This window comes from Deltaproteobacteria bacterium (genome assembly GCA_016180845.1).
Lineage (GTDB): Bacteria > UBA10199 > UBA10199 > JACPAL01 > JACPAL01 > JACPAK01.
This window is the reverse complement of the sequence record JACPAK010000008.1, coordinates 20,799-41,497: the sequence shown is the minus strand read 5'-3', so window position 1 is coordinate 41,497 and position 20,699 is coordinate 20,799. Positions and strand designations below refer to the sequence as shown.

General features: G+C 50.1%; 24 protein-coding genes. 15 read left to right on the top strand and 9 right to left on the bottom strand.

The features are described from left to right. The first annotated feature begins 8 nt into the window (after positions 1-8). From HYT76_09480 to sdhB, 7 genes are all read left to right on the top strand, one after another. A complete protein-coding gene (locus tag HYT76_09480; protein MBI2083777.1) occupies positions 9-1,145 on the top strand; it encodes a citrate synthase in 1,137 nt (378 codons plus the stop codon). Continuing rightward, complete coding sequence (gene icd, locus HYT76_09475; protein MBI2083776.1) at positions 1,145-2,374, top strand: NADP-dependent isocitrate dehydrogenase; 1,230 nt, start codon at positions 1,145-1,147, stop codon at positions 2,372-2,374. The genes HYT76_09480 and icd overlap by 1 nt, the downstream gene beginning before the upstream one ends. Then, positions 2,374-3,225: an SDR family oxidoreductase gene (locus HYT76_09470; protein ID MBI2083775.1), complete on the top strand. Its 852-nt coding sequence runs from the start codon at positions 2,374-2,376 to the stop codon at positions 3,223-3,225. The genes icd and HYT76_09470 overlap by 1 nt, the downstream gene beginning before the upstream one ends. 66 nt (positions 3,226-3,291) lie before the next feature. Beyond that, the gene (gene mdh / locus HYT76_09465; GenBank protein ID MBI2083774.1) at positions 3,292-4,221 is read left to right on the top strand and encodes a malate dehydrogenase; all 930 of its coding nucleotides are present in this window, start codon (positions 3,292-3,294) and stop codon (positions 4,219-4,221) included. Between the two features lie 2 nt (positions 4,222-4,223). Then, a complete protein-coding gene (locus HYT76_09460) occupies positions 4,224-4,835 on the top strand; it encodes a succinate dehydrogenase (GenBank protein ID MBI2083773.1) in 612 nt (203 codons plus the stop codon). A 13-nt stretch (positions 4,836-4,848) separates the two neighbouring features. After that, the gene (gene sdhA, locus HYT76_09455) at positions 4,849-6,600 is read left to right on the top strand and encodes a succinate dehydrogenase flavoprotein subunit (GenBank protein MBI2083772.1); all 1,752 of its coding nucleotides are present in this window, start codon (positions 4,849-4,851) and stop codon (positions 6,598-6,600) included. A 5-nt stretch (positions 6,601-6,605) separates the two neighbouring features. Beyond that, positions 6,606-7,352 carry a succinate dehydrogenase iron-sulfur subunit gene (sdhB, locus tag HYT76_09450; GenBank protein ID MBI2083771.1) on the top strand — a complete coding sequence of 249 codons (747 nt, stop codon included), beginning with the start codon at positions 6,606-6,608 and terminating at the stop codon, positions 7,350-7,352. A gap of 124 nt (positions 7,353-7,476) precedes the next feature. On the opposite strand, the gene HYT76_09445 is transcribed toward sdhB, so the two are convergent. From HYT76_09445 to HYT76_09430, 4 genes are all read right to left on the bottom strand, one after another. After that, positions 7,477-7,782, bottom strand: coding sequence for a type II toxin-antitoxin system RelE/ParE family toxin (locus HYT76_09445; GenBank protein MBI2083770.1), 306 nt, complete (start codon positions 7,780-7,782; stop codon positions 7,477-7,479). After that, entirely contained in the window at positions 7,779-8,066 is a 288-nt protein-coding gene (locus tag HYT76_09440; GenBank protein ID MBI2083769.1) for a type II toxin-antitoxin system Phd/YefM family antitoxin, read from the bottom strand. The genes HYT76_09445 and HYT76_09440 overlap by 4 nt, the downstream gene beginning before the upstream one ends. Before the next feature lie 104 nt (positions 8,067-8,170). Continuing rightward, a complete protein-coding gene (gene trxB / locus HYT76_09435) occupies positions 8,171-9,094 on the bottom strand; it encodes a thioredoxin-disulfide reductase (GenBank protein MBI2083768.1) in 924 nt (307 codons plus the stop codon). Further along, on the bottom strand, positions 9,095-9,529 hold the full coding sequence (locus HYT76_09430) for a single-stranded DNA-binding protein (GenBank protein MBI2083767.1): 435 nt from the start codon (positions 9,527-9,529) through the stop codon (positions 9,095-9,097). A 77-nt stretch (positions 9,530-9,606) separates the two neighbouring features. On the opposite strand from HYT76_09430, the gene glmU reads away from it, so the two are divergent. Continuing rightward, on the top strand, positions 9,607-10,938 hold the full coding sequence (gene glmU / locus HYT76_09425) for a bifunctional UDP-N-acetylglucosamine diphosphorylase/glucosamine-1-phosphate N-acetyltransferase GlmU (GenBank protein ID MBI2083766.1): 1,332 nt from the start codon (positions 9,607-9,609) through the stop codon (positions 10,936-10,938). A 26-nt stretch (positions 10,939-10,964) separates the two neighbouring features. Beyond that, positions 10,965-12,791 (top strand): glutamine--fructose-6-phosphate transaminase (isomerizing), encoded by a 1,827-nt coding sequence (gene glmS, locus HYT76_09420; GenBank protein MBI2083765.1) that lies wholly within the window; start codon positions 10,965-10,967, stop codon positions 12,789-12,791. Here glmS and HYT76_09415 read toward each other — a convergent pair. Beyond that, entirely contained in the window at positions 12,778-13,158 is a 381-nt protein-coding gene (locus tag HYT76_09415) for a nucleotidyltransferase substrate binding protein (protein ID MBI2083764.1), read from the bottom strand. The genes glmS and HYT76_09415 overlap by 14 nt on opposite strands. After that, positions 13,155-13,703 carry a nucleotidyltransferase domain-containing protein gene (locus tag HYT76_09410; GenBank protein ID MBI2083763.1) on the bottom strand — a complete coding sequence of 183 codons (549 nt, stop codon included), beginning with the start codon at positions 13,701-13,703 and terminating at the stop codon, positions 13,155-13,157. Before HYT76_09410 ends, HYT76_09415 begins: the two co-directional genes overlap by 4 nt. Positions 13,704-13,872: 169 nt before the next feature. Here HYT76_09410 and HYT76_09405 point away from each other — a divergent pair, with 169 nt between their 5' ends. The 5 genes from HYT76_09405 (at position 13,873) to HYT76_09385 (ending at position 17,121) form a co-directional block, all read left to right on the top strand. Next, positions 13,873-14,322, top strand: coding sequence for a hypothetical protein (locus tag HYT76_09405; GenBank protein ID MBI2083762.1), 450 nt, complete (start codon positions 13,873-13,875; stop codon positions 14,320-14,322). A 109-nt stretch (positions 14,323-14,431) separates the two neighbouring features. Continuing rightward, positions 14,432-14,632, top strand: coding sequence for a type II toxin-antitoxin system VapB family antitoxin (locus HYT76_09400; GenBank protein ID MBI2083761.1), 201 nt, complete (start codon positions 14,432-14,434; stop codon positions 14,630-14,632). A gap of 8 nt (positions 14,633-14,640) precedes the next feature. Beyond that, complete coding sequence (locus HYT76_09395) at positions 14,641-15,033, top strand: PIN domain-containing protein (protein ID MBI2083760.1); 393 nt, start codon at positions 14,641-14,643, stop codon at positions 15,031-15,033. Positions 15,034-15,229: 196 nt separating this feature from the next. After that, positions 15,230-16,426 carry a hypothetical protein gene (locus tag HYT76_09390; GenBank protein MBI2083759.1) on the top strand — a complete coding sequence of 399 codons (1,197 nt, stop codon included), beginning with the start codon at positions 15,230-15,232 and terminating at the stop codon, positions 16,424-16,426. Positions 16,427-16,515: 89 nt separating this feature from the next. After that, positions 16,516-17,121, top strand: coding sequence for a hypothetical protein (locus HYT76_09385; GenBank protein MBI2083758.1), 606 nt, complete (start codon positions 16,516-16,518; stop codon positions 17,119-17,121). Positions 17,122-17,131: 10 nt separating this feature from the next. On the opposite strand, the gene HYT76_09380 is transcribed toward HYT76_09385, so the two are convergent. Together HYT76_09380 and HYT76_09375 are read right to left on the bottom strand one after the other, a co-directional pair. Further along, entirely contained in the window at positions 17,132-17,560 is a 429-nt protein-coding gene (locus HYT76_09380; GenBank protein MBI2083757.1) for a hypothetical protein, read from the bottom strand. Then, the gene (locus HYT76_09375; protein ID MBI2083756.1) at positions 17,561-17,980 is read right to left on the bottom strand and encodes a rhodanese-like domain-containing protein; all 420 of its coding nucleotides are present in this window, start codon (positions 17,978-17,980) and stop codon (positions 17,561-17,563) included. A gap of 46 nt (positions 17,981-18,026) precedes the next feature. Here HYT76_09375 and pcrA point away from each other — a divergent pair, with 46 nt between their 5' ends. Next, the gene (gene pcrA / locus HYT76_09370; protein MBI2083755.1) at positions 18,027-20,168 is read left to right on the top strand and encodes a DNA helicase PcrA; all 2,142 of its coding nucleotides are present in this window, start codon (positions 18,027-18,029) and stop codon (positions 20,166-20,168) included. Here the strand turns inward: pcrA and HYT76_09365 are convergent, their stop codons facing one another. Beyond that, on the bottom strand, positions 20,169-20,645 hold the full coding sequence (locus HYT76_09365; GenBank protein MBI2083754.1) for a response regulator: 477 nt from the start codon (positions 20,643-20,645) through the stop codon (positions 20,169-20,171). Positions 20,646-20,699: the final 54 nt, after the last annotated feature.

Sequence of the window (20,699 nt, the reverse complement as noted above, 5' to 3'; positions counted from 1 at the left end):
TGGGCACTATGTCGGAAGGAACTAAATCTGCATACAAAGCCGGGCTCGAGGATGTCATCGCGGGGCAAAGCAGTATCTGCTGGATTGACGGCAAGAAGGGGGAGCTCGTCTATCGAGGCTATAATATCCATGACCTTGCTGAGCATTCGACTTTTGAAGAGGTGGTCTTCCTTCTCTGGAATGACCGTTTACCCACCCCGTCAGAGCTCAAGTTTTTAATACAAGAGCTGGACGAGGAATCCGAGATTCCTGAAGAAATCATGGAGACCCTCCGGCATATTGCCCCACGTCTCTCAGCAATGGGAATGCTTCGGACCTTCGTCTCGATGCTTGCCCATTTTGACCCAGAGGCGGGGGATCGTTCCTGGGCTGCCAATGAGAACAAGGCGAGGAGGATAGTCGCTAAAATTCCGACTCTTCTGGCGGCGCTTGATCGGTTCCGAAAGGGGAATCAATTAGTGCCTCACAAGAAAGGACAGAATATCGCAACCCGTTTTCTCTACCAGTTACAAGGGAAAGATCCTCGTCCTGAGGCGATCAAGGCGATGGATGTCGCCTTGGTCCTTCATGCCGAGCATAGCTTTAATGCCTCTACCTTCGCCGCGCGTGTCTGTGCCTCGACCCTTTCGGATATTTATTCTTCGGTGACAGCAGCAATTGCGGTGCTGAAAGGTCCTCTTCATGGAGGGGCGAATGAAGAAGTCATCAAGATGCTCCGACAGATTGGTCATGTCTCCCGCGTGCGGGATTTTATCGAGCAGGAGCTGGCCGATCGGAAGAAAATCTTTGGGTTTGGGCATCGGGTTTATAAGACGATGGATCCACGAGCGATTCATCTGATGCAGATGTCAGAGCAACTGGGTCGCGCCAAAGGAAACCTCAAGTGGTTTGAGTTGAGCCTTGAGATCCAGAAGGTAATGAAAGAGATGAAGGGGTTAGATCCCAATGTCGATTTTTACTCTGCCTCTCTTTATGAAACCGTTGGGATTCCGTCAGACCTCTTTACCGGTATCTTTGCGGTGGCCCGTTCAGCGGGATGGACAGCCCATATCCTCGAACAATACCGCAACAATCGTTTGATCCGGCCAGAATGTGATTATATTGGAAAGATGAATCTCAAGTACGTTCCCATCGATCAGCGGTAATGGGCGAAAAAATCAAAATCAGTCGTGAGGGTGTCCTGCAGGTCTCAGACCGGCCGATTATTCCTTTTATCGAAGGAGACGGGACAGGTCCCGATATCTGGCATGCCTCTCAAGCGGTTTTTGATGCGGCGGTGGAGAAGGCCTATCGAGGGAAACGGAAGATTGAGTGGCGTGAGGTCTATGCCGGTGAAAAGGCTCAAAAGGTCCTTGGAACCAAGTGCCCGCCGAATCTTCTTCCCAACGAGACGCTCGATATTATCCGCGAACATCTCGTTGCGATCAAAGGTCCCTTAACGACGCCGGTCGGTGAGGGGATCCGGAGTCTCAATGTCACGCTTCGACAGGTGCTCGATCTTTACGTCTGTCTCCGACCGGTCCGTTATTTTTCTGGTGTCCCGTCCCCGGTAAAACATCCCGAAAAGGTCGATATGGTGATCTTTCGGGAGAATACCGAAGACATCTATGCCGGCGTTGAGTGGGCTGAGGGATCTCCAGAGGCGAAAAAGGTCATTCATTTTTTACAAAACGAAATGGGGGTCAAAAAGATCCGTTTTCCGGAGACCTCGGGAATCGGGATCAAGCCGGTCTCTCGTGAAGGGACCGAGCGTCTTGTGAGGGCGGCCCTCCGTTACGCCCTGAAGAAGAAGAGAAAGAGTCTTACGCTCGTGCACAAGGGGAATATCATGAAATTTACCGAGGGGGCGTTTCGGAACTGGGGCTATGAGCTTGCGAAGCGGGAGTTTCGGGATCAGGTAGTGACGTGGGAGGAGTCCGGGGGGAAATCGGACGGACGTCTCATGATGAAGGACGCCATCGCCGACAATTTCCTCCAACAGATCCTGACGCGGCCCGATGAGTATGAGGTGATTGCGACACTGAATCTCAATGGGGATTATATCAGTGATGCCTTGGCGGCACAGGTTGGGGGGATCGGAATCGCCCCAGGTGGCAACATCAATTATGATACCGGCTGCGCGATCTTCGAGGCGACGCATGGGACCGCTCCGAAATATGCAGGACAAGATAAAGTCAATCCGGGATCGGTCATTCTCTCGGGGGTGATGATGTTGGAGTATCTCGGCTGGCAAGAGGCGGCTGATCTCATCACGCAGGCACTGGCAAAGACAATCGCCCAAAAGAAGGTCACGTATGATTTTCATCGTCAGATGGAAGGGGCGACGCTGGTCTCGTGTTCCGGGTTTGGGAAGGCGATTGTGGAGAATATGTAATGTTCCAGTCAGATCTTCTTAAAAACAAAACAATCCTCATCACCGGCGGTGGAACCGGTCTCGGCAAATCGATGGCGCTTCGGTTTGCGGAACTGGGTGCCAACATTGCGATCACCGGTCGGCGTGAAGAGGTCCTGAAAGAGGCAAGTCGGGAGATCGGGAAAAAGGGGACAAAGGTTTTCTACAAAACCTCGGATGTCAGAAATTACGATCAGGTCGAGGCGGTTTTTGACGAGGCGGAAAAGACACTGGGACCGATCGATATCCTTGTGAACAATGCCGCCGGAAATTTTATCTCACCGACCGAATTTCTCTCCCCGAATGGTTTTAATGCGATTGTTGGGATTGTCCTCAACGGGAGCTTTCACTGCACGTTGGCTGCCGGACGACGTTGGATCAATCAGCAAAGGGGAGGGCGGGTACTCAGTATCGCGGCGACCTATCATTCAACAGGATCGGCCTATGTTGTTCCTTCCGCCTGTGCGAAGGCGGGCGTCGTGGCAATGACCCGCTCGCTTGCGGTGGAGTGGGGGAAATACAAGATCCGACTCAATGCGATTGCCCCTGGGCCTTTTCCGACCGAGCAGGCCTGGAAGAATCTCCTGCCCGATGGTTATGAAGAGAAGTGGAAGAAAAGAGTTCCCCTAGGCCGGACCGGTCGTCATGAGGAGTTGACGAACCTCGCCGCCTATCTTGTCTCGGACTATGCCGATTATATCAATGGGGAGGTTGTCACGATCGATGGTGGTGAATGGCTCTCCGGCGCCGGGGAATTCAACATGCTGACCGAGATGACGCCGGAGGATTGGGCGAAGATGGCTGAACGGTCTGCCAAGTCTAAAAAAAAGTAAATGATCAGATGAATGATCAAAAATAGGTTGAGTTCCCTTAGCTCTGGTAATAAAGAATTCCCCATTGTGAAAAGACCTAAAATCGCACTCATCGGCGCCGGACAGATCGGCGGAATTTTGGCCCAACTCGCGGCCCAACGAGAGTTGGGGGATATTGTCCTTTTTGATGTCGTCGAAGGGGTGCCACAGGGAAAAGCGCTCGATATCCTCGAGAGCAGTCCGGTCGATCATTTTGATGTTTCCCTCATGGGAACCAATAACTATCAGGATGTGAAGGGGGCCGATGTCGTGATCGTCACGGCGGGGCTCGCACGAAAGCCGGGGATGAGTCGTGATGACCTCCTCCAGAAAAATGTGACGATCATGAAAGAGGTAGCGGCGAACGTTAAGGAATATTGCAACGGTGCCTTTGTGATCGTGATCTCAAACCCGCTCGACGCAATGGTCTACACAATGAAGAAGATCACCGGCTTCCCAAAGAATAAAGTCGTGGGGATGGCGGGGGTGCTTGATTCGTCTCGTTTTCGGACCTTTGTGGCACTGGAACTTGGGGTCTCGGTGGAGGATGTGACGGCGCTTGTTCTGGGAGGGCATGGGGATGATATGGTTCCTTTGCCTCGTTACTGCACCATCAATGGGATTCCTCTACCCGAACTTCTCTCGAAAGAGAAAATTGACGCGATCATCAAGAGAACTCAGCTTGCGGGAGGAGAGATCGTGAATCTCTTGAAGACCGGGAGCGCCTTTTTCTCACCGGCGTCGTCGGCGCTCTCGATGGCGGAGTCGTATCTTCGGGACAAAAAGCGTGTTCTCGCCTGCGCCGCTTATCTGGATGGTGAATATGGCGTCCGTGGTTATTACATGGGGGTTCCTGTCGTCATCGGCGCCAATGGAGTCGAGAGAATCATTGAGCTGAAGCTGAGTCCCGATGAAAAGAAAGTGTTTGACGCCAGTGTCGAACACGTTAAAAACCTCGTCACACAAATAAATCTTTAGAAATGGCAAATCCATCCTCGTTTCTTCTTAAGAGATTGATGTCGATCACGGGCCTTCTGCCGGTCGGCGGATTTCTGGTCCAGCATTTTTTCTCCAATTCATACGTCTTTATTTCTCCAGAGGCCTATAACGAGCATACAAAATTCTTGGTCAGTCTTCCGATGGTTGTTCTGATCGAGGCGCTTTTGATCTATTTTCCGATACTTCTTCACGCGGTTCTAGGCGTAGCCATTATTTATCGAGGAGAAAATAATTTTACGAGTTACAGTTTTTTTCGAAACTGGATGTTTTTCTTCCAGAGGGTGACCGGGTTTCTCGCCCTCATTTTTATTGCAACTCATTCTTATACGACAAGGATCAAAACAGGACTCGCCGGGGAAGAGATGACCTTTAATTATATGGTGGATATCTTGAAACAACCGCTCTGGTTTTGGTTCTATTTCGTGGGGGTCCTCTCGGCCGTTTTCCATTTCTGTAATGGGATCTGGAGTTTTTTCGTGACATGGGGGATCACAGTAGGGCCGAAGGCCCAGAGGGTTAGTTCGGCGATGACGATGGGGTTGTTTGTCGTGATGGGGATTTGGGGAGTGGGGATATTGTTGAAATTTGCTTGAGTGGAGGGTGAGGGTGGCACCAAAAATCATCATTGTCGGTGGAGGTCTCGCGGGTCTCTCGGCGACTATCAAGGTGGCTGAGGCGGGGATCCCGGTCCAACTTTTCTCTGTTGTGCCTGTTCGACGTTCCCACTCGGTCTGTGCCCAAGGGGGAATCAATGCCGCGGTGAATACAAAGGGGGAGGGGGATTCTACCTGGCAACATTTCGATGATTCTATTTACGGTGGTGATTTTCTCGCGAACCAGACACCGGTTAAAAATATGTGCGAGGTGGCGCCGGAGATTATTTACCTCCTCGATCGGATGGGGGTGATGTTTAATCGGACACCGGAGGGTTTGATCGATTTTCGCCGTTTCGGTGGAACTCTTTTTAACCGCACCGCATTCGCCGGGGCGACGACAGGACAACAGCTTCTTTATGCCCTCGATGAGCAGGTCAGGAGTTTTGAGGCGGAAGGAAAGGTCCAGAAATTTGAGGGGTGGGAGTTCCTCTCGCCAATTACCGATGATTCTGTCGTTTGTCGTGGGATCACAGCGATCAACATGAACACGATGGAAGTTCGTGCCTTTCCCGCGGATGCGGTGATCATCTGTTCAGGAGGTCCCGGTGCCATTTATGGCAAGAGCACCAATTCCACGATCTGTACCGGTAGCGCGGCCTCTGCCTGTTATCAAGGCGGCGCTTTTTATGGGAATGGGGAGTTTATCCAGGTCCATCCGACGGCGGTTCCAGGTGAGGACAAGCTCCGGCTCATTTCAGAATCGGTTCGGGGTGAAGGGGGGCGTGTCTGGGTCTACAAGGATGGGAAGCCGTGGTACTTTCTGGAAGAATGGTATCCAAAGTATGGGAATCTTGTCCCGCGTGATGTCGCGACACGCGCGATCTTTAAGGTAGTCTATGAGCTTAGATTGGGGATTGAAGGTCGGCCACAGGTTTATCTCGACGTCTCCCATCTCGATCCGGAGATGTTAAAAAGAAAACTGGAAGGGGTCTTGGAGATTTACGAAAAATTTGTCGGTGATGACCCAAAGAAAATTCCGATGCGGGTCTTTCCTGCTGTTCACTACTCGATGGGAGGGCTTTGGGTTGATTTCAATCAGATGACAAATATCCCTGGTCTTTTTGCGGCAGGGGAGTGTGAGTATCAATACCATGGGGCGAACCGTCTCGGCGCAAATTCCCTTATCTCCTGCATTTTTGGTGGTTTCGTCGCGGGTCCTGCAGCGGTTCGTTATGCCAAGGGGCTTGGAAAACAATCGGATTCTCTCGATGCCTCCTTATTTAATGCTGTAGAGGTAAGGGAACGTGAAATTTGTGAAGAACTGACTCGTCGTGACGGTGATGGGATCAATCCCCACGTCATTCATGAGGAGCTTGGCAATTGGATGACAGAGAATGTGACGGTGATCCGGGTTAATGAAAAGCTTCGGAAGACGGATGATAAGATTCAGGAACTCATGGAAAAATACGAGAGGATCGTCTTGCCGGATCGAGGTTCATGGTCCAACAAAGAGCTTCTCTTTGCTCGACAATTAAAAAATATGTTGGCCCTGGCACGTGTCATTACGATTGGTGCTTGGAGGAGGAATGAAAGTCGCGGCGCCCACTTTAAACCGGAGTTCCCTGATCGAGATGATATGAATTGGCTCAAGACGACCAAGGCAAAATCCAGGGGTTGGAAAGATGAACCGGAATTTTCTTATGAGGAAGTCGATGTGCAGTATATTAAGCCGAGGCCTAGAAAGTATGATGTGGTGAAGTAGGATCTATGGCGACGACGATTACTTTAAAAATTAAACGCTCTGAGGTTCCTGGCTCTGGATCTTATTGGGAGGAATTTGAGATCCCTTATCGTCCTAATTTGAATGTCATCAGCTGTTTGATGGAGATTCAAAAGAGGCCGGTGAATTCAAAGGGGGAGAAGACAACGCCTGTTGTCTGGGATGACTCTTGTCTGGAAGAGGTCTGCGGCTCCTGTACCATGGTGATCAATGGTCGTGTGAGACAGGCCTGTTCTGCACTCGTCGATCGTCTTTCACAACCAATTACCATTGAGCCGATGAGCAAATTTCCGACAGTTCGTGATTTGAGAGTGGATCGCGGTGTCATGTTCGAAAATTTGAAACGGGTCAAGGCCTGGATTCCGATCGATGGAACCCACAACCTCGGTTCCGGACCCCGCATGAATCCTGCAGACCAGCAGATCGCTTATGAGCTCTCACGGTGTATGACTTGTGGTTGTTGTCTCGAGGCCTGTCCGCAATTTAACGACAAGTCTGATTTTGTTGGTGCCGCGGCAATCTCTCAGGTGCGTCTCTTCAATATGCATCCGACCGGGAAGCTCAATGCGAATGAACGGCTTGATGCGATCATGGGACAAGGTGGGCTCGAGGATTGCGGCAATGCCCAGATGTGCGTCGAGGTCTGCCCGAAAAACATCCCCCTCACCACTTCCATTGCCACGATGGAGTGGGAGGCAACCAAGCGGGTGTTTAAAAAACTCTTGGGTTCATAAATCGATGTGGGTCGCCAGGGCGAGAGCAGGATCTCGCCCTGACTTTAGCGAGCGTCGGGTTCACCCCGCGCGAGCGAATCGACTGGGAGGCGACCAAGCGAGTTTTCAAGAAATTACTGGGGAGCTAATAATCCAGGATTTTTGGTATCCTTCGGATCAAATCCTCATAGATTTCAAAATCTCTGCGAATACCAATTTTGATCACCTTGACGAGAATTCGATCCTCTTCGATTTTATAGACAACGCGATAATCTCCGACACGGAGTTTCCAGAAGCCATGGAATTGGCCGCGGAGCGGACTGCCAAATGACTTGGGATCGATACTGAGCTTTTTGCGGATCGCCTTAACAATTTTTTGCTGTTGGGAGCGGTCGACCTTTTTGAAATCCTCGTCGAAGACAAGTGGATGAAACAGGACCTCCCAACTCACTTCTTGAGCCCGACCTTCTTTTCAGCCTCGTCCAGGGAGAGGTAGTCTTTTTCTTTTCCTTTCTTGTCCCTTTCCTGGGCGATGTAGCCCAAGGTCCGATCTTCCACCATTTCCAGGAGCTCCTCCATCTTTTCGAACTTTTCGATCGGGACCAAGACGGCAAAAGGCCGTTTGCGGCGCTCCAGAACCACCTTGCTCGTCTTGAGCGCCTTGAGAACTTCATCCAGCTTGGTCCGGAGCTCGGAGAAGGGGACTAAAGTCGTTGTTTCAGAGAGGGTGTACACGTCAACAACACTATAGAAAGGCTGTTTAAAAGTCAATACAGTAGGATAATTGGTGATATGCCGATCTGTGTGCCACAGCAAGGTACCGGTTACTTTCTGGTGTTTCAGTGAGCCAGTGACTCCAAATACCTCTCCGCATCAATCGCCGCCATACAGCCACTGCCAGCAGCGGTGATCGCCTGACGATAGACATGATCCTGGACATCACCACAGGCGAAGACGCCTGGAAGATTCGTCTTCGAGCCGTCCTTGGTGACGATATAACCGTTCTTATCCATCTCGATCTGGCCCTTGAAGAGCTGGGTATTCGGCTCATGACCAATAGCGACAAAAAGCCCGGCGACTTTTAATTCGTTCACTTCGTTTGTCTTTAAGTTCTTGAGCTTGAGTGCCTGGACCTCTTTCTCTCCGATGACATCTTGAACCGCCGTGTCCCAGATAAACTGGATCTTTTTATTCGCGAACGCACGGTCCTGCATGATCTTTGAGGCGCGTAGTTGATCACGACGGTGAATGACCGTGACCTTGGTGCAAAATCGGGTCAGAAAAATCGCCTCTTCCATTGCGGAATCCCCTCCGCCAACCACCGCAACCTCCATGTTTCGGAAAAAGGCGCCATCACAGGTGGCACAGGTGGTCACTCCTTTACCCATCAGCCGTTTTTCATTCGGGAGACCGATCATACGGGCGGAGGCTCCTGTGGAGATAATGACGGCGCGGGCCTCATGTTTTTCATTGCCGACCTCAACCAGAAATGGGGTTTTCTTGAGGTCAACCCGCGTCACATCCTGAGTCATAAATCGTGTCCCAAACCGCTCCGCCTGCTTCCGGAAGATTTCCATGAGTTCAGGGCCGAGGATCCCATTCGGAAAACCGGGAAAATTTTCCACTTCCGTCGTAAGCATCAGTTGGCCACCTCTCTGGTATCCTTCGATACAGAGCGGATTCAGGTCAGCCCGAGCGGTATAAAGCGCTGCGGTGAGGCCTGCGGGTCCGGAGCCTATGATGATGACGTTTTCGGTGGTCATTTAGAAGGGAATATCATCGTCCGAATTACCCAGAGGTGATGGTTTCGTTTCCTCTTCGGAAACGACTGGAGGGGCTTCGACATCTCGAGTGCGACCTCCGCCAGTTCCTGTTCCTAAAAACTGAACCATCTGGGCGACAACCTCTGTTGTGTTTCGCTTATGACCTTCCTTGTCATTCCATTCACGGGTCTGGAGCCGCCCCTCGACATAAACCTGGCGCCCCTTTTTGAGGTACTCTTTACAATTTTCTGCCTGTTTTCCGAAGACGACGATACGATGCCATTCCGTTCGTTCGCCAGGATTCCCATCTTTTGCCGTCCATCGTTCTGATGTGGCGATGTTGAAATTGGCGACCGGTTGGCCGGAGGGGAGAAATCGGATCTCCGGATCACCACCAAGATTTCCAACAAGGATCACTTTATTGACTGACGCCATAAGTCCTCCCTTTTTTTGAACCTGAGGTAGAACGATTGCCTTGATTTGGCAAGGGGGAATTTGTACAAACAGAGTTCATGATATCACCCGTTGTCCTCATTTTGGCGGCTGGAGAGGGGAAGAGGATGAATTCTTCTCTGCCCAAGGTGCTTCATTCGCTCGCAGGGAAGCCGATGCTTTCCCATCTCTTGACCACCGTCAAACAACTCAAGCCGAAAAAGACTATCGTTGTCTTCGGTCATCAGGCGAAAAAGGTAAAAGAAACTTTTCGAGACTCGAAGGTGACTTGGGTTCTGCAAAAGAAGCAAAAGGGGACTGCCGATGCGGTTCTTTCGGCATCGCGGGTTCTCTTGGGGAGTAAGGGGCCGCTCTTTATACTGTATGGAGATGTTCCGCTTTTGAGAATCGAGACGTTACGTCAGATGCAGCGGTCATTTTACCAAGAGAAGGCAACACTCACTTTTTTGACGACCTTTGTCAAAAATCCAACCAGTTACGGGCGGATTATTCGCAATACTGCCGGCGAGGTGATCAGGATAGTGGAGGAAAAAGACGCCACTGCCGAGGAGAAAAAGGTTTGCGAGGTCAATTCGGGACTTTACCTTGTCGACTGCCAGGAGGTCCTCAAGGGGGTTCGGGAGATCGAAAAGAGCCTCGTGACCGGAGAGTATTATCTGACTGACTTGATTGAGCAGTTTTTGAGAAAAGGGAAAAAGGTCGTTTCCGTCGTTGCCGATGATTCCCAGGAATGTCTTGGTATCAATAGTCGTTTGGAGCTGGCGAGGGCAGAGAGTCAACTTCGAAGAAGGATTAATGAATCCTGGATGGCCAGGGGAGTTACGATGAGAAATCCGGATTCGATTTCGATCGATGCCGATGTGATGTTGGAGAGAGATGTTCAAATCCATCAGGGGGTTGTGGTTACCGGGAAGAGCCGGATCCATAAAGGAGCGGAGATCCTTCCTTATTCTGTGATTGAAGAGAGTGAGATCAAATCTTTTGCCCGTATCGGTCCTTTTGCGCATTTGAGACCGGGGAGCGTGGTAGGGGAGGGGGGGCATGTCGGAAATTTTGTCGAATTAAAAAAGGCGCGCCTCATGAAGGGGGTCAAGGCGAATCACCTCTCTTACTTGGGAGACACCGTGATTGGAGAAGGGACGAATGTCGGGGCCGGGACGATCACCTGTAACTACGATGGATTCAAGAAACACAAAACCGTCATCGGCAAGAATGTATTTATTGGCAGTGATGTGCAATTTGTCGCCCCTGTTAAGGTTGAAAACGGCGCCTGGATCGCTGCCGGAACGACGGTTACGAAAAAAGTTCCCAGAGATTCCTTGGCTATTACCAGAGTTGAGCAAAAGAATATTAATGGCTGGGTTAAAAGGAGAAAAAGGTCTAGACACTAAGCACTAGACACTATTCACGGTACTTTATGTGCGGGATCGTTGGTTACATTGGGAAACATCAGGCAACCGGGATTCTGATCGATGGACTTCGTCGCCTGGAATATCGCGGCTATGACTCGGCCGGTATTGCCGTCTGGGAAAAGGGGAAGGTTCAGATTGTTCGGGCGGTTGGCAAGTTATCGGAACTCGAGTCGAAGGTTCAGCCTTCTCCACCGAAAGGTCAGTTGGGGATCGGTCATACCCGTTGGGCGACCCACGGCCGGCCAACCGAGACCAATGCCCATCCGCATAAGGCGGGCCCGGTGGTCCTGGTCCACAATGGAATTTTTGAAAATTATTTAAAACTCAAATCGGTTTTGTCGAAGAAGGGACACAGGATCAAGACAGAGACGGATACGGAGCTTGCCTGCCATCTGATTCAACAAAAACTTTATGAGGGGCTCTCGATGGAGAAGGCGTTTCAGAAGGCGCTTTCCGAGATCGAAGGTTCCTATGCCCTTGTCGTCATGAATGAGGATGAACCGGACCGGCTCTATTTTGCGCGTCGGGGGTCTCCTCCGCTTGTTGTCGGGATTGGTCAGGGGGAAAATTTTGTCGCCTCGGATATTCCTGCGGTGATCTCACACACGAGACGTGTTATTCTGCTCGAAGATGGCGATTGTGGAATCCTGACCCGGGATCATTGTCAACTCTGGGATCATCACTTCAAGAAGATCAAACGACCGATTCGTTCTGTGACCTGGAGCCTCTCGATGGCGGAGAAGGGGGGATTCAAGCATTTCATGTTGAAGGAGATCTTTGAACAACCGCGTGTGATTGCTGATACGTTGTCGGGTCGTCTTGAGGAGAGCCGGGGAAGGATCAGTTTAAAGGATATCGATCCTCTTTTGAATTCGAATGGTTCTTTCCCTTTTGACAAGATTTATGCCGTCGCCTGTGGGACCTCGTATCACGCCGCGATGGCCGGAAAATACTATATTGAAGATATGGCACGCCTGCCGGTTGTGGTCGATCAGGCCTCCGAGTTTCGGTATCGAAATCCGATTCTTGATCGCCGGACGCTTGTGGTCGCCATTAGCCAATCGGGAGAGACGGCGGATACGCTGGCTGCTATTGACCTGGCCAAAAAAGGAGGGGCGAAGATTGTTTCGATTTGTAACGTGATTGATTCCGCCATCGCCCGCGCCTCTCACGCGACCCTCTACACACGAGCCGGTCCCGAGATTGGTGTCGCCTCGACGAAGGCGTTTACCACTCAACTGGTGATGCTTCTGCTGTTGGCCCTTCATTTGAGAAAGATTCGGGGTCTCCCCTCCATGCAGAAGGAGGCGTTTCAGGCGTTGGTTCGTTTGCCGAAGCAGATGGAGAAGCTCTTGAAGATTGATTATACCTCCCTCGCTGAGAGGTATGGGCAACACCCTAATTTTCTCTACTTCGGTCGTGGGGTTAATTACCCGATCGCTCTGGAAGGGGCGCTTAAACTGAAGGAAATTTCCTACATCCATGCCGAGGGGTATTCGGCCGGTGAGATGAAGCATGGGCCGATTGCGCTGATCGACAATGGGATGCCGGTCGTCGTGCTGGCGCCTCGAGACCATACCTACGAGAAGGTTTTGAGTAATATCGAGGAGGTCCGTGCCCGAGGGGCCGATGTGATCGCCTTGGCGACCCAGGGAGACCAGCAGATCGCCGAAAAGTGTCGTGACGTGATCTCTATCCCGAAGGCGCCGTGGTATATCACACCGATCTTGATGTCGGTCCCGCTCCAGCTCTTGGCCTACCATATCGCAGATCATAAGGGGACCGATGTGGATCAACCGAGAAATCTTGCGAAGAGCGTTACCGTCGAATGATCTTCTTAACTTCAGGTAAAAAGTCTTGAATCGTTTTGAGATACTCCTCATCGGAGATGCCAAGGTAGTCGTGAACGGCGAGGTTGCGATCCTCCAAAAAATCGAGCCACTTCTCGACATCGTCGATCATCCCAAGTCGTCCTGCTTGTTTGATAACCTCTTTCGGACTATAAACCTCGATCCCCTCTTCAATGATTCTTCGTTTCAGATCTTTCCAGGCATATTCAAGGCAGACCTCGAAGCTTTTAGAAATGGCGGAGGCATAGAGGGAATCTTTCTTCGTCTCTTTTAAAAAACTGAGTGCATGCTCCAGTTTTTGGATCGCATCTTTCAGTTTGTCCTGTTTTTCATCATTCGGTTTTTTCATTGGGAGATACTCCTCTGAAGTTCAAGCCAGTCTAATTGATTTCCGCTCAAAAATAGCCAGTTTTTTGATATTTCCTGTAGAAATGTAATGGGGGCCCGATTGAGATTAATCAAATCAATCATCACAGGGAGAGACTCGACCAGCTCATCTTTGCGTCTCAGAAGTTTTCTATAGATGGGATGAGGAAGTCCCTTTTTTGAAAAGGCACCAATATCCCAATCTGAATAACGGTGGGCCCTCTTTTGAGTTCGTGAGCCAAAGAGGACAAAGGTGATGGTCGGGAATTCTTGATGTAATTGATCCACGACGGCGGCAATTTTTTGGAAAGACTGGGAGTCCTCTTTCTTTTTTTCGGTCAGAACTTCGGACGGCTTGAGTTCCAGCGACTCGAGCATTTTTTCGAGGGCAGCGGGTAGGACGCGATGCCCTGAGAGATAATAATGAATCGTGTTTCGGTGGATCCCCAAGGTCTTTGCCAATTTTTCGATAGACCGATATTTGGTCCTGATCGCCTCTCGGAATTTCACCGCATCCAATACGAACATAATCGCCAATACTATAAAATGACTAATTATATTAGTCAATAATACAATATTAATATTTAAAAAATGGGCCACCGATTGAAATCGGTGGCTTAGAAAAACAATAAATTCCTATCGGAATTCCTATCGGAATTAAGACAACCTTTCTACCATTCCCGACGATGCCTCTGCCATGGCACTACAAGCCTCCGATGAGGTGAAGGCGTTATTTCCGGGGAATCATTTCATTGATGCAGTGGAACTAGGTCCCGAGGATGGAGTGCTTCTCGATCTCGATGGGATTCAATATGACAAGGCAGAAGGGAAAGGGAGACCAGGGCTTCTTTACAGGGGGCAGTTCCGTCAGGCCATCAGAGATGCCTCTCAACAGAGAGACAGGTTTGTCATTGTTGGTTTTACAAGAGACCGGAACATACATCCTAAGGGGAGCGTGGCCTGGGATTTTCTAAAGACACTCTACGGGAATGAGGGGGCTGGTGGAAGGGTTTGGCATGTACCGATCAGTGAACCTGGAGTTCTCCATACAGCTCACGGACCCGTTCAGGGTGTCCGATGGTTGATTTGTTGGAGAATGACGATTGCGGGATTTGCTTTTGTTGCGACTATTTCTTCACTTCGTTAGTTCTTTTCTAATGGCCAGTTGGTTCCTATTTTGTCATAAGATCTCATGGCATATGAATTAACAATATTATATGCTTGATTTAGGCATATTATTGTCTAAAATAAGGCATATGAGAACCACACTCGACCTCCCTGAAGATCTTGTCAAGCAGGCAACCAAACTGTCCAAGAAGAAAACCAAGACGGAAACGATCACCACCGCCTTGAGTGAATATATTCGTCTCAAGAAATTGGAGAAATTGGCGCAAGCGGCCGGTAACGTCCTGCTAGATCCCCACCATGATTGGTCAGCGGCGCGGCACAAGAGATAATTCGGATTATGGACAAGGTTCTTATCGACACTTCAGTTTGGGTTGCCTTCTTCAGAGGGAAGGAAAAGACGATTGTCGATCAAGTCTCCTCTCTTTTAACAAAAGGTCGCGTTGTCATTGCGGGACTTGTTTTGACCGAACTTCTTCAAGGGGCATTGAATGATAAGGAGCTGGCAAAAATTGTAACACTCTTGGAACCGGTGGAGCGGATTGATCCTTCCAGTGATTTATGGGAGGAGGCTGGGCGCCTTTCTTATTCAATGAGGAGGAAGGGATTAACCATTGCTACGCTGGATGTTCTTTTAGCAGCCTTAGCGATTGAAAACGACTGTCTTGTTTTTACTCTCGACAAGCATTTTACTCTGATTGCCAAACATTCTGATTTGAGGATTTATTCATAAGAATTTTTCCTAAAAATGCCACAACTCCAACCCTCCTTTGGTCGATAAGTTAAGTAAGTATATGCGTAATCTCAATTGGTGGGACACTAGCCAGCTCCACCGGCAGTTTTCTCTCGAGAATCACGGGTCATTTCCTCCGGGATACGGTTCGCCTCTTCCAGGATATACATTTCCCTCGATCACTGACCCTAGTCCAATGGACCGTGATTCGGCGCTCCCTTTCTATTCCGAAGCCCCTATCTATGTGCCTGTTCAGACACCGTTTGGCCAAGTGGTTCTTGCCGATGACAAAGCAGGGACTGGAGTCGATCGAGTGGTGGAGGCGGACCAGGTGACACCAGTTTCTTCGAGGGATCTGAGGTACCAAAGTCTTGTAAGACCACTCAGAGGAAGTCTTGGGATGTATCTTCCTTGGACGATCCAGGGATACTTTGAGGACCGAGTGGCGGTTGAGGCAAGCTTAAGGGAGAAAAATTATGTAGAGGTATTCGAGGGCCTCGAAAGATTAAATCATACCCCTCAGCCCATTCCTGTTGATAACGAGTGGGCACACAGCATTCTCTTGGGGGTTTTTAATTCTGTCGAGCAGGAATTCCATAGCGTTTTCAGAGATGAGAATCCGTCTGTGCAGGATATCCAGAGAGTCTTGGCTCAGCTTGAGTGGGTCCCGCTGGCCTTACAAAAACATGAGGTTACGTTACCCGAGAGGATAACGGCTGAAGAGAGACAGGAGCTCAAACGACGAGGGGTATGGGCGATTGTCTCTGAACTGGATCGGAGATTCCATAAAACGCCGCACACAGAAGACGGTCGTTTGAAAATTTATGGTGAAGATCTAACGGAGATCACAGAGATTCTTAAACTGGGGTATCGGTGGTCCCAAGAGGCAAATGTTGATGATCTCGCACTCCTTGCCCGACTCGAAACCTTCCGTTCAAGTCTCATTCAATCAGCCCTGACATCGACCAGAACGGTTTATCGAAACGTCAGGGAGAGGCCAGAGTCTTTTCTTCAGGGGATCGAGATTATAGAGGAATTGCTTGCGGTAGGCTCATTCTTTATCCAGACTGAAAGAGAAGATGACAATCAGGTGAGAGAAGAAATTTCCAGGCTCAAAGAAGGTGCCCGGTATGTTGCCGTATTATCAGCCTTAGAGGCGGTGGACGAGGCTTGTGTTCTCTCTGTTTGCGATCCTTATAAAGCTGGCTGGGCGCAGTTACCGATTGAATATGCTCGCAATCAGGTCGCGGGGACTCCCGACCGAGGGGCTTCCAAAAGAAATCTTGCGGCGCTTGATGAGGCGACGAGCAAGCTCCGTCAAGGGGTTGAAAATTTCTATAATTATGCGTCAATTAAGATTGTGGGTCCTTTGCTGAGGTGGTTGGTATCATAACCTCAAGACCTTCCTGATTTCTCGCTGATTTCTCGCGCAACCTCCATCTGATTTCGACGATGGCCTCATCAAGAGGGGGGAAATTCATAATGGCAGCTGATGTTGTAGCCCTCGTTACTTTTGAGGATGATGGTCGATGTGGCGCCATCGATGGCTCCGGAACGGTCTACAATCTCTACAGAAATCCGGATTTCCCAGGTCTTCTTGCCGCAGATGTTAATAATGATGGTCAGATTTTGTGTGAACCGAACCGACGGGGCGTTCGGGATATTTTTATTGCAGATAATCTGAACAGCCTCGGTTCGAGATCAATGTTTGGTCTCAGGTCAATATGTGAAGACCGTGACGGATGGCAGAGGACTGGTGGAACGATCACCGAGAGCAAGTTGCTTGGCCTCCTGGAATGCAGGGTGCTTGGTTATAAAGAGCCTTCACTCTCAGACAAGATCGGTCAGCTCTGGCCCCTTGGCCTTTTTGTCGCCGGTGCACTCTTCACCGTGGTTGGACTCTTTTTTAACACAAGGGCCGATCGACAATTTCTTAAAATCGATATTCTTGCCCCTCATGCGGAGAAGGTTTGGAAGCGGATATCACGGGTCCAGGTCGCGTCAAAGACGGTGATTGTGATTGGCGTTATTGGGCTTGTTGTTGGTGGCGTTGCTCTGGCAGATCAAATGATGAAGAATCGGGATTGAGTCCGTCCTCTTAAAGAATGGCGAGTGACTGACTCGCCTTTTCCACCCAAGGGTAATATTTTTCAACAGCCAATCCGACCAAAAACCAGACAGGGGCATACAAGAGCGTGATCTGACCTCTAAAGTTCAGACGATCTGTGTATTGCCAGATGTGTGTCCCCACGAATGCCGTCAGAATAGTTCCCGACAAAAATTCGACGAGATAGATCGCCGACATGTAGACGATGCCGCGTACGGGCCAGCTATAAGAGGAAACAAACTTCCAGATGATCGGAAATAGAATAGCGAGGAGACCGTAAATCGGGAACATCCAGACAAAGCTGAATCCATGCAGACGGAGGCGTCGTGTCCGGAAGAGATCGAGGAGCGCTGTGAAGCAGACCTCTCCGGCGAGACCGACGACACCGAAGATCACGAACTTCCAGACCAGCGGCGACACTTACGTCGCCTTTTTTAGAAGAGATTCGTAGCTGACCCCTTCGCCGTTATCCGTGCTGACTGGAAGACCGAGATCCTTCCACCCCTTTTGATCGGGCGCCCCACCGAATCCGCCATGGATGTTATAGAGTTTCTTGAATCCAATGCGATCAAGAATCTCGCAGGCCTTTTGGGAGCGTCCCCCCATCTTGCATCCGACGACGTAGGTCTTGTTTTTATCGAGGACCGCCTCCGCAACGCGTGGGAAGTCGCCGTTTGGGACCATCTCTCCCCCTGTCATATGGAGCAACGGGATGTTGATCGCCTTGGCTGCATGTCCCTGCGTGAACTCAGGGATCGAGCGGACATCGAGGTAGGTCACCTCGGGGTCCTTGTCCAGAATCTCCTTTGCCTTATCAGGTGTTGTTTGTTGGATTGGCATGTTTCCTCCTTGTCAAAGAAACTTTATCTCACTACTTTATATACCAATGCAACTCAATCCTCAACAACTCGAAGCGGTTTATCACACCGACGGTCCCCTCCTGATTCTCGCCGGGGCGGGGAGTGGCAAGACCCGCGTGATTACGCATCGGATCGCCCACCTGATTCACGAGAAGAAGGTAACGCCCTGGAATATTCTCGCGGTGACCTTTACGAATAAGGCAGCGGAGGAGATGAGAAATAGGGTGACAGCGCTCCTGGGGAACAGGGCTGAGATATGGGTCTCTACCTTTCATTCCTCTTGCGTGCGGATCCTGAGGAAGAATGCCGAGCGGATCGGCTACAGCCCTGATTTCGTGATCTATGACGACGCCGATCAGATGTCCCTTCTTAAAAGTTGTCTCGACGAATTAAAAATTGCCGAGCGGGCGTTTCACCCCCGGGCGGTTCTTTCTCGTATCGACGGGGCCAAAAATCAATTGATTGATCCTGAAAAATATCTTTCCTCCACCTCAGATTTTTTTGAGAGGCGTGTCGGAGAGATCTACAAACTTTATCAGGAAAAACTCTTTCGCTCGAATGCGCTCGATTTCGGTGATCTCTTGATGAAGACGGTCTTGCTGTTTGAAGGACACCCGTCTGTTTTGAATCATTATCAGGATCTTTTTCATTACATCATGGTCGATGAGTATCAGGATACGAACCTCGCCCAATATCGCCTGATCCGTCTTTTAGCCGAGAAGAGGAAAAATCTCTGCGTGGTGGGGGATGATGACCAGTCGATCTATGCCTGGCGAGGGGCGGATATTAACAACATCCTGTCCTTTGAGAGGGATTTCCCCGGAACATGCGTGATTCGTCTGGAGCAGAATTATCGCTCGACCCAGAGGATCCTGAAGGCGGCCTCCGGCGTGATTGCGCATAATTTCGAGAGAAAGGGGAAGACGCTTTGGACAGAGAATGAGGAGGGGCCCAAACTTCTCGTTTATACGGCACAGGATGAAAAGGACGAGGCCCGTTTTGTTGTCGCGGAGATCGAGAGATTCTGTCGTGAAGAGGGGAGGCGGTACAACGACTTCGCCATTTTTTATCGAACCAATGCGCAGTCACGAACTTTTGAGGATGAATTCAGGAAGAAAAAGGTTCCGTATGAAATTTACGGGGGCGTTCGTTTTTATGATCGAAAAGAAGTCAAAGACATCCTCGCCTATGTGCGGATTTTGGTGAATTTCAAAGATTCTCTATCCCTGAAGAGAATTATCAATACGCCAACACGCGGGATCGGGAAGAAAACCGTCGAACTCCTGGAGGGGTATGCCGACCAACATGATCTCCCCCTTCGCGAGGCGCTTTCTCAGGCGGATGCGATCAACGAGCTTTCATCGGGACAAAAACAGAAGTTGAAAGAATTTAGCGGAAACCTCGATCGTTGGTTTCATCAGATAAAGTCCCTGAAACTTTCCGACCTCGTGAAGATGATTATAGAAGAGTCTGGTTACGGTGAGGATCTGGAGAAGCAGGAGACGGTCGAGGCTGAAAATCGTCTCGAAAACCTCCAGGAACTTCTGAATGTGCTCGAGGATTTTGCGCGGACAAATCCCTCCGGCAGTTTCTCCGATTTTCTGGAACAGGCCGCCCTCGTTGGTGACACCGATAACTGGGACCCAGCCAAGGGGATGGTTCCGATGATGACGCTTCACCTTGCGAAGGGGTTGGAATTTTTAAACGTTTTTTTGGTCGGTGTGGAAGAGGGACTTTTCCCTCATGCACGATCGATGGAAAACCCTGTCCAGCTGGAGGAGGAGAGGAGGCTCTGTTATGTCGGGATGACGCGGGCCAAGAGGCGTCTTTTTCTGACGCATGCGATGCGCAGAAATCTTTATGGAGGGGATCAATACCCGATGCCGTCGCGTTTTCTGGAGGAGATTCCAGCAAGTGAACTCGACCGATCGTCTTATGAACCTCCGTTTTCGAAGGAAGAAGATGAGCCTGCCTTTTCTTATGAGAGCGAATCCCAACTTCCTGACGAGGGGATCCGGATCGGGATGCAGGTGAGGCATCCGGCTTTTGGAGTCGGAGTGGTCAAAAAACGGGAAGGAAGGGGCGAAGGACAAAAAATCACCGTCTATTTCCAGGATGGGCGGGTGAAGACCTTGATGGTTAAATTCGCCGGGCTTGAGGTTTTGTGATTATAACGCCCAAAGATGAATCCGGATATCGTCCGGATTTTTGAAGGAATCCTCCGTATCGAGCGTATCATCATCCTCCAAAACCCGCGTCAGAAATTTTCGGATCTGTTGGATGTCGTTATACGGTTTCAGGAGGACATGGATATCGGGGGTCTCGACATGGAGTTTGATCTTTTGAAAATCACAGACATAACCGGTGGTCAGAATAATTCGGAGTTGTGGGAACGAGGCCTGGGCCTTTTGGATCAGTTCAAAACCGTCCATATACGGCATCACCACATCGGCAATCAGGATATCGACTCCATTCGATGTCAGGTACGAAAGCGCCTCAAAAGGGTCTGAGGTGATAAAGGTCTGGCACTCCTGCTTGTCGAGGATCTTTCTCCAGGCACGAAGCAGAATTTCATTGTCATCCACCACCACAACCCTCTTTGGTTGTTGCGAGGAGGAACTCTCATTTGGAAGTGCCAAGGCCATCTATCCCAAAACTTTGCAATCATTATGCCAAGATGCTTTTTTAAAGCCCTTTTG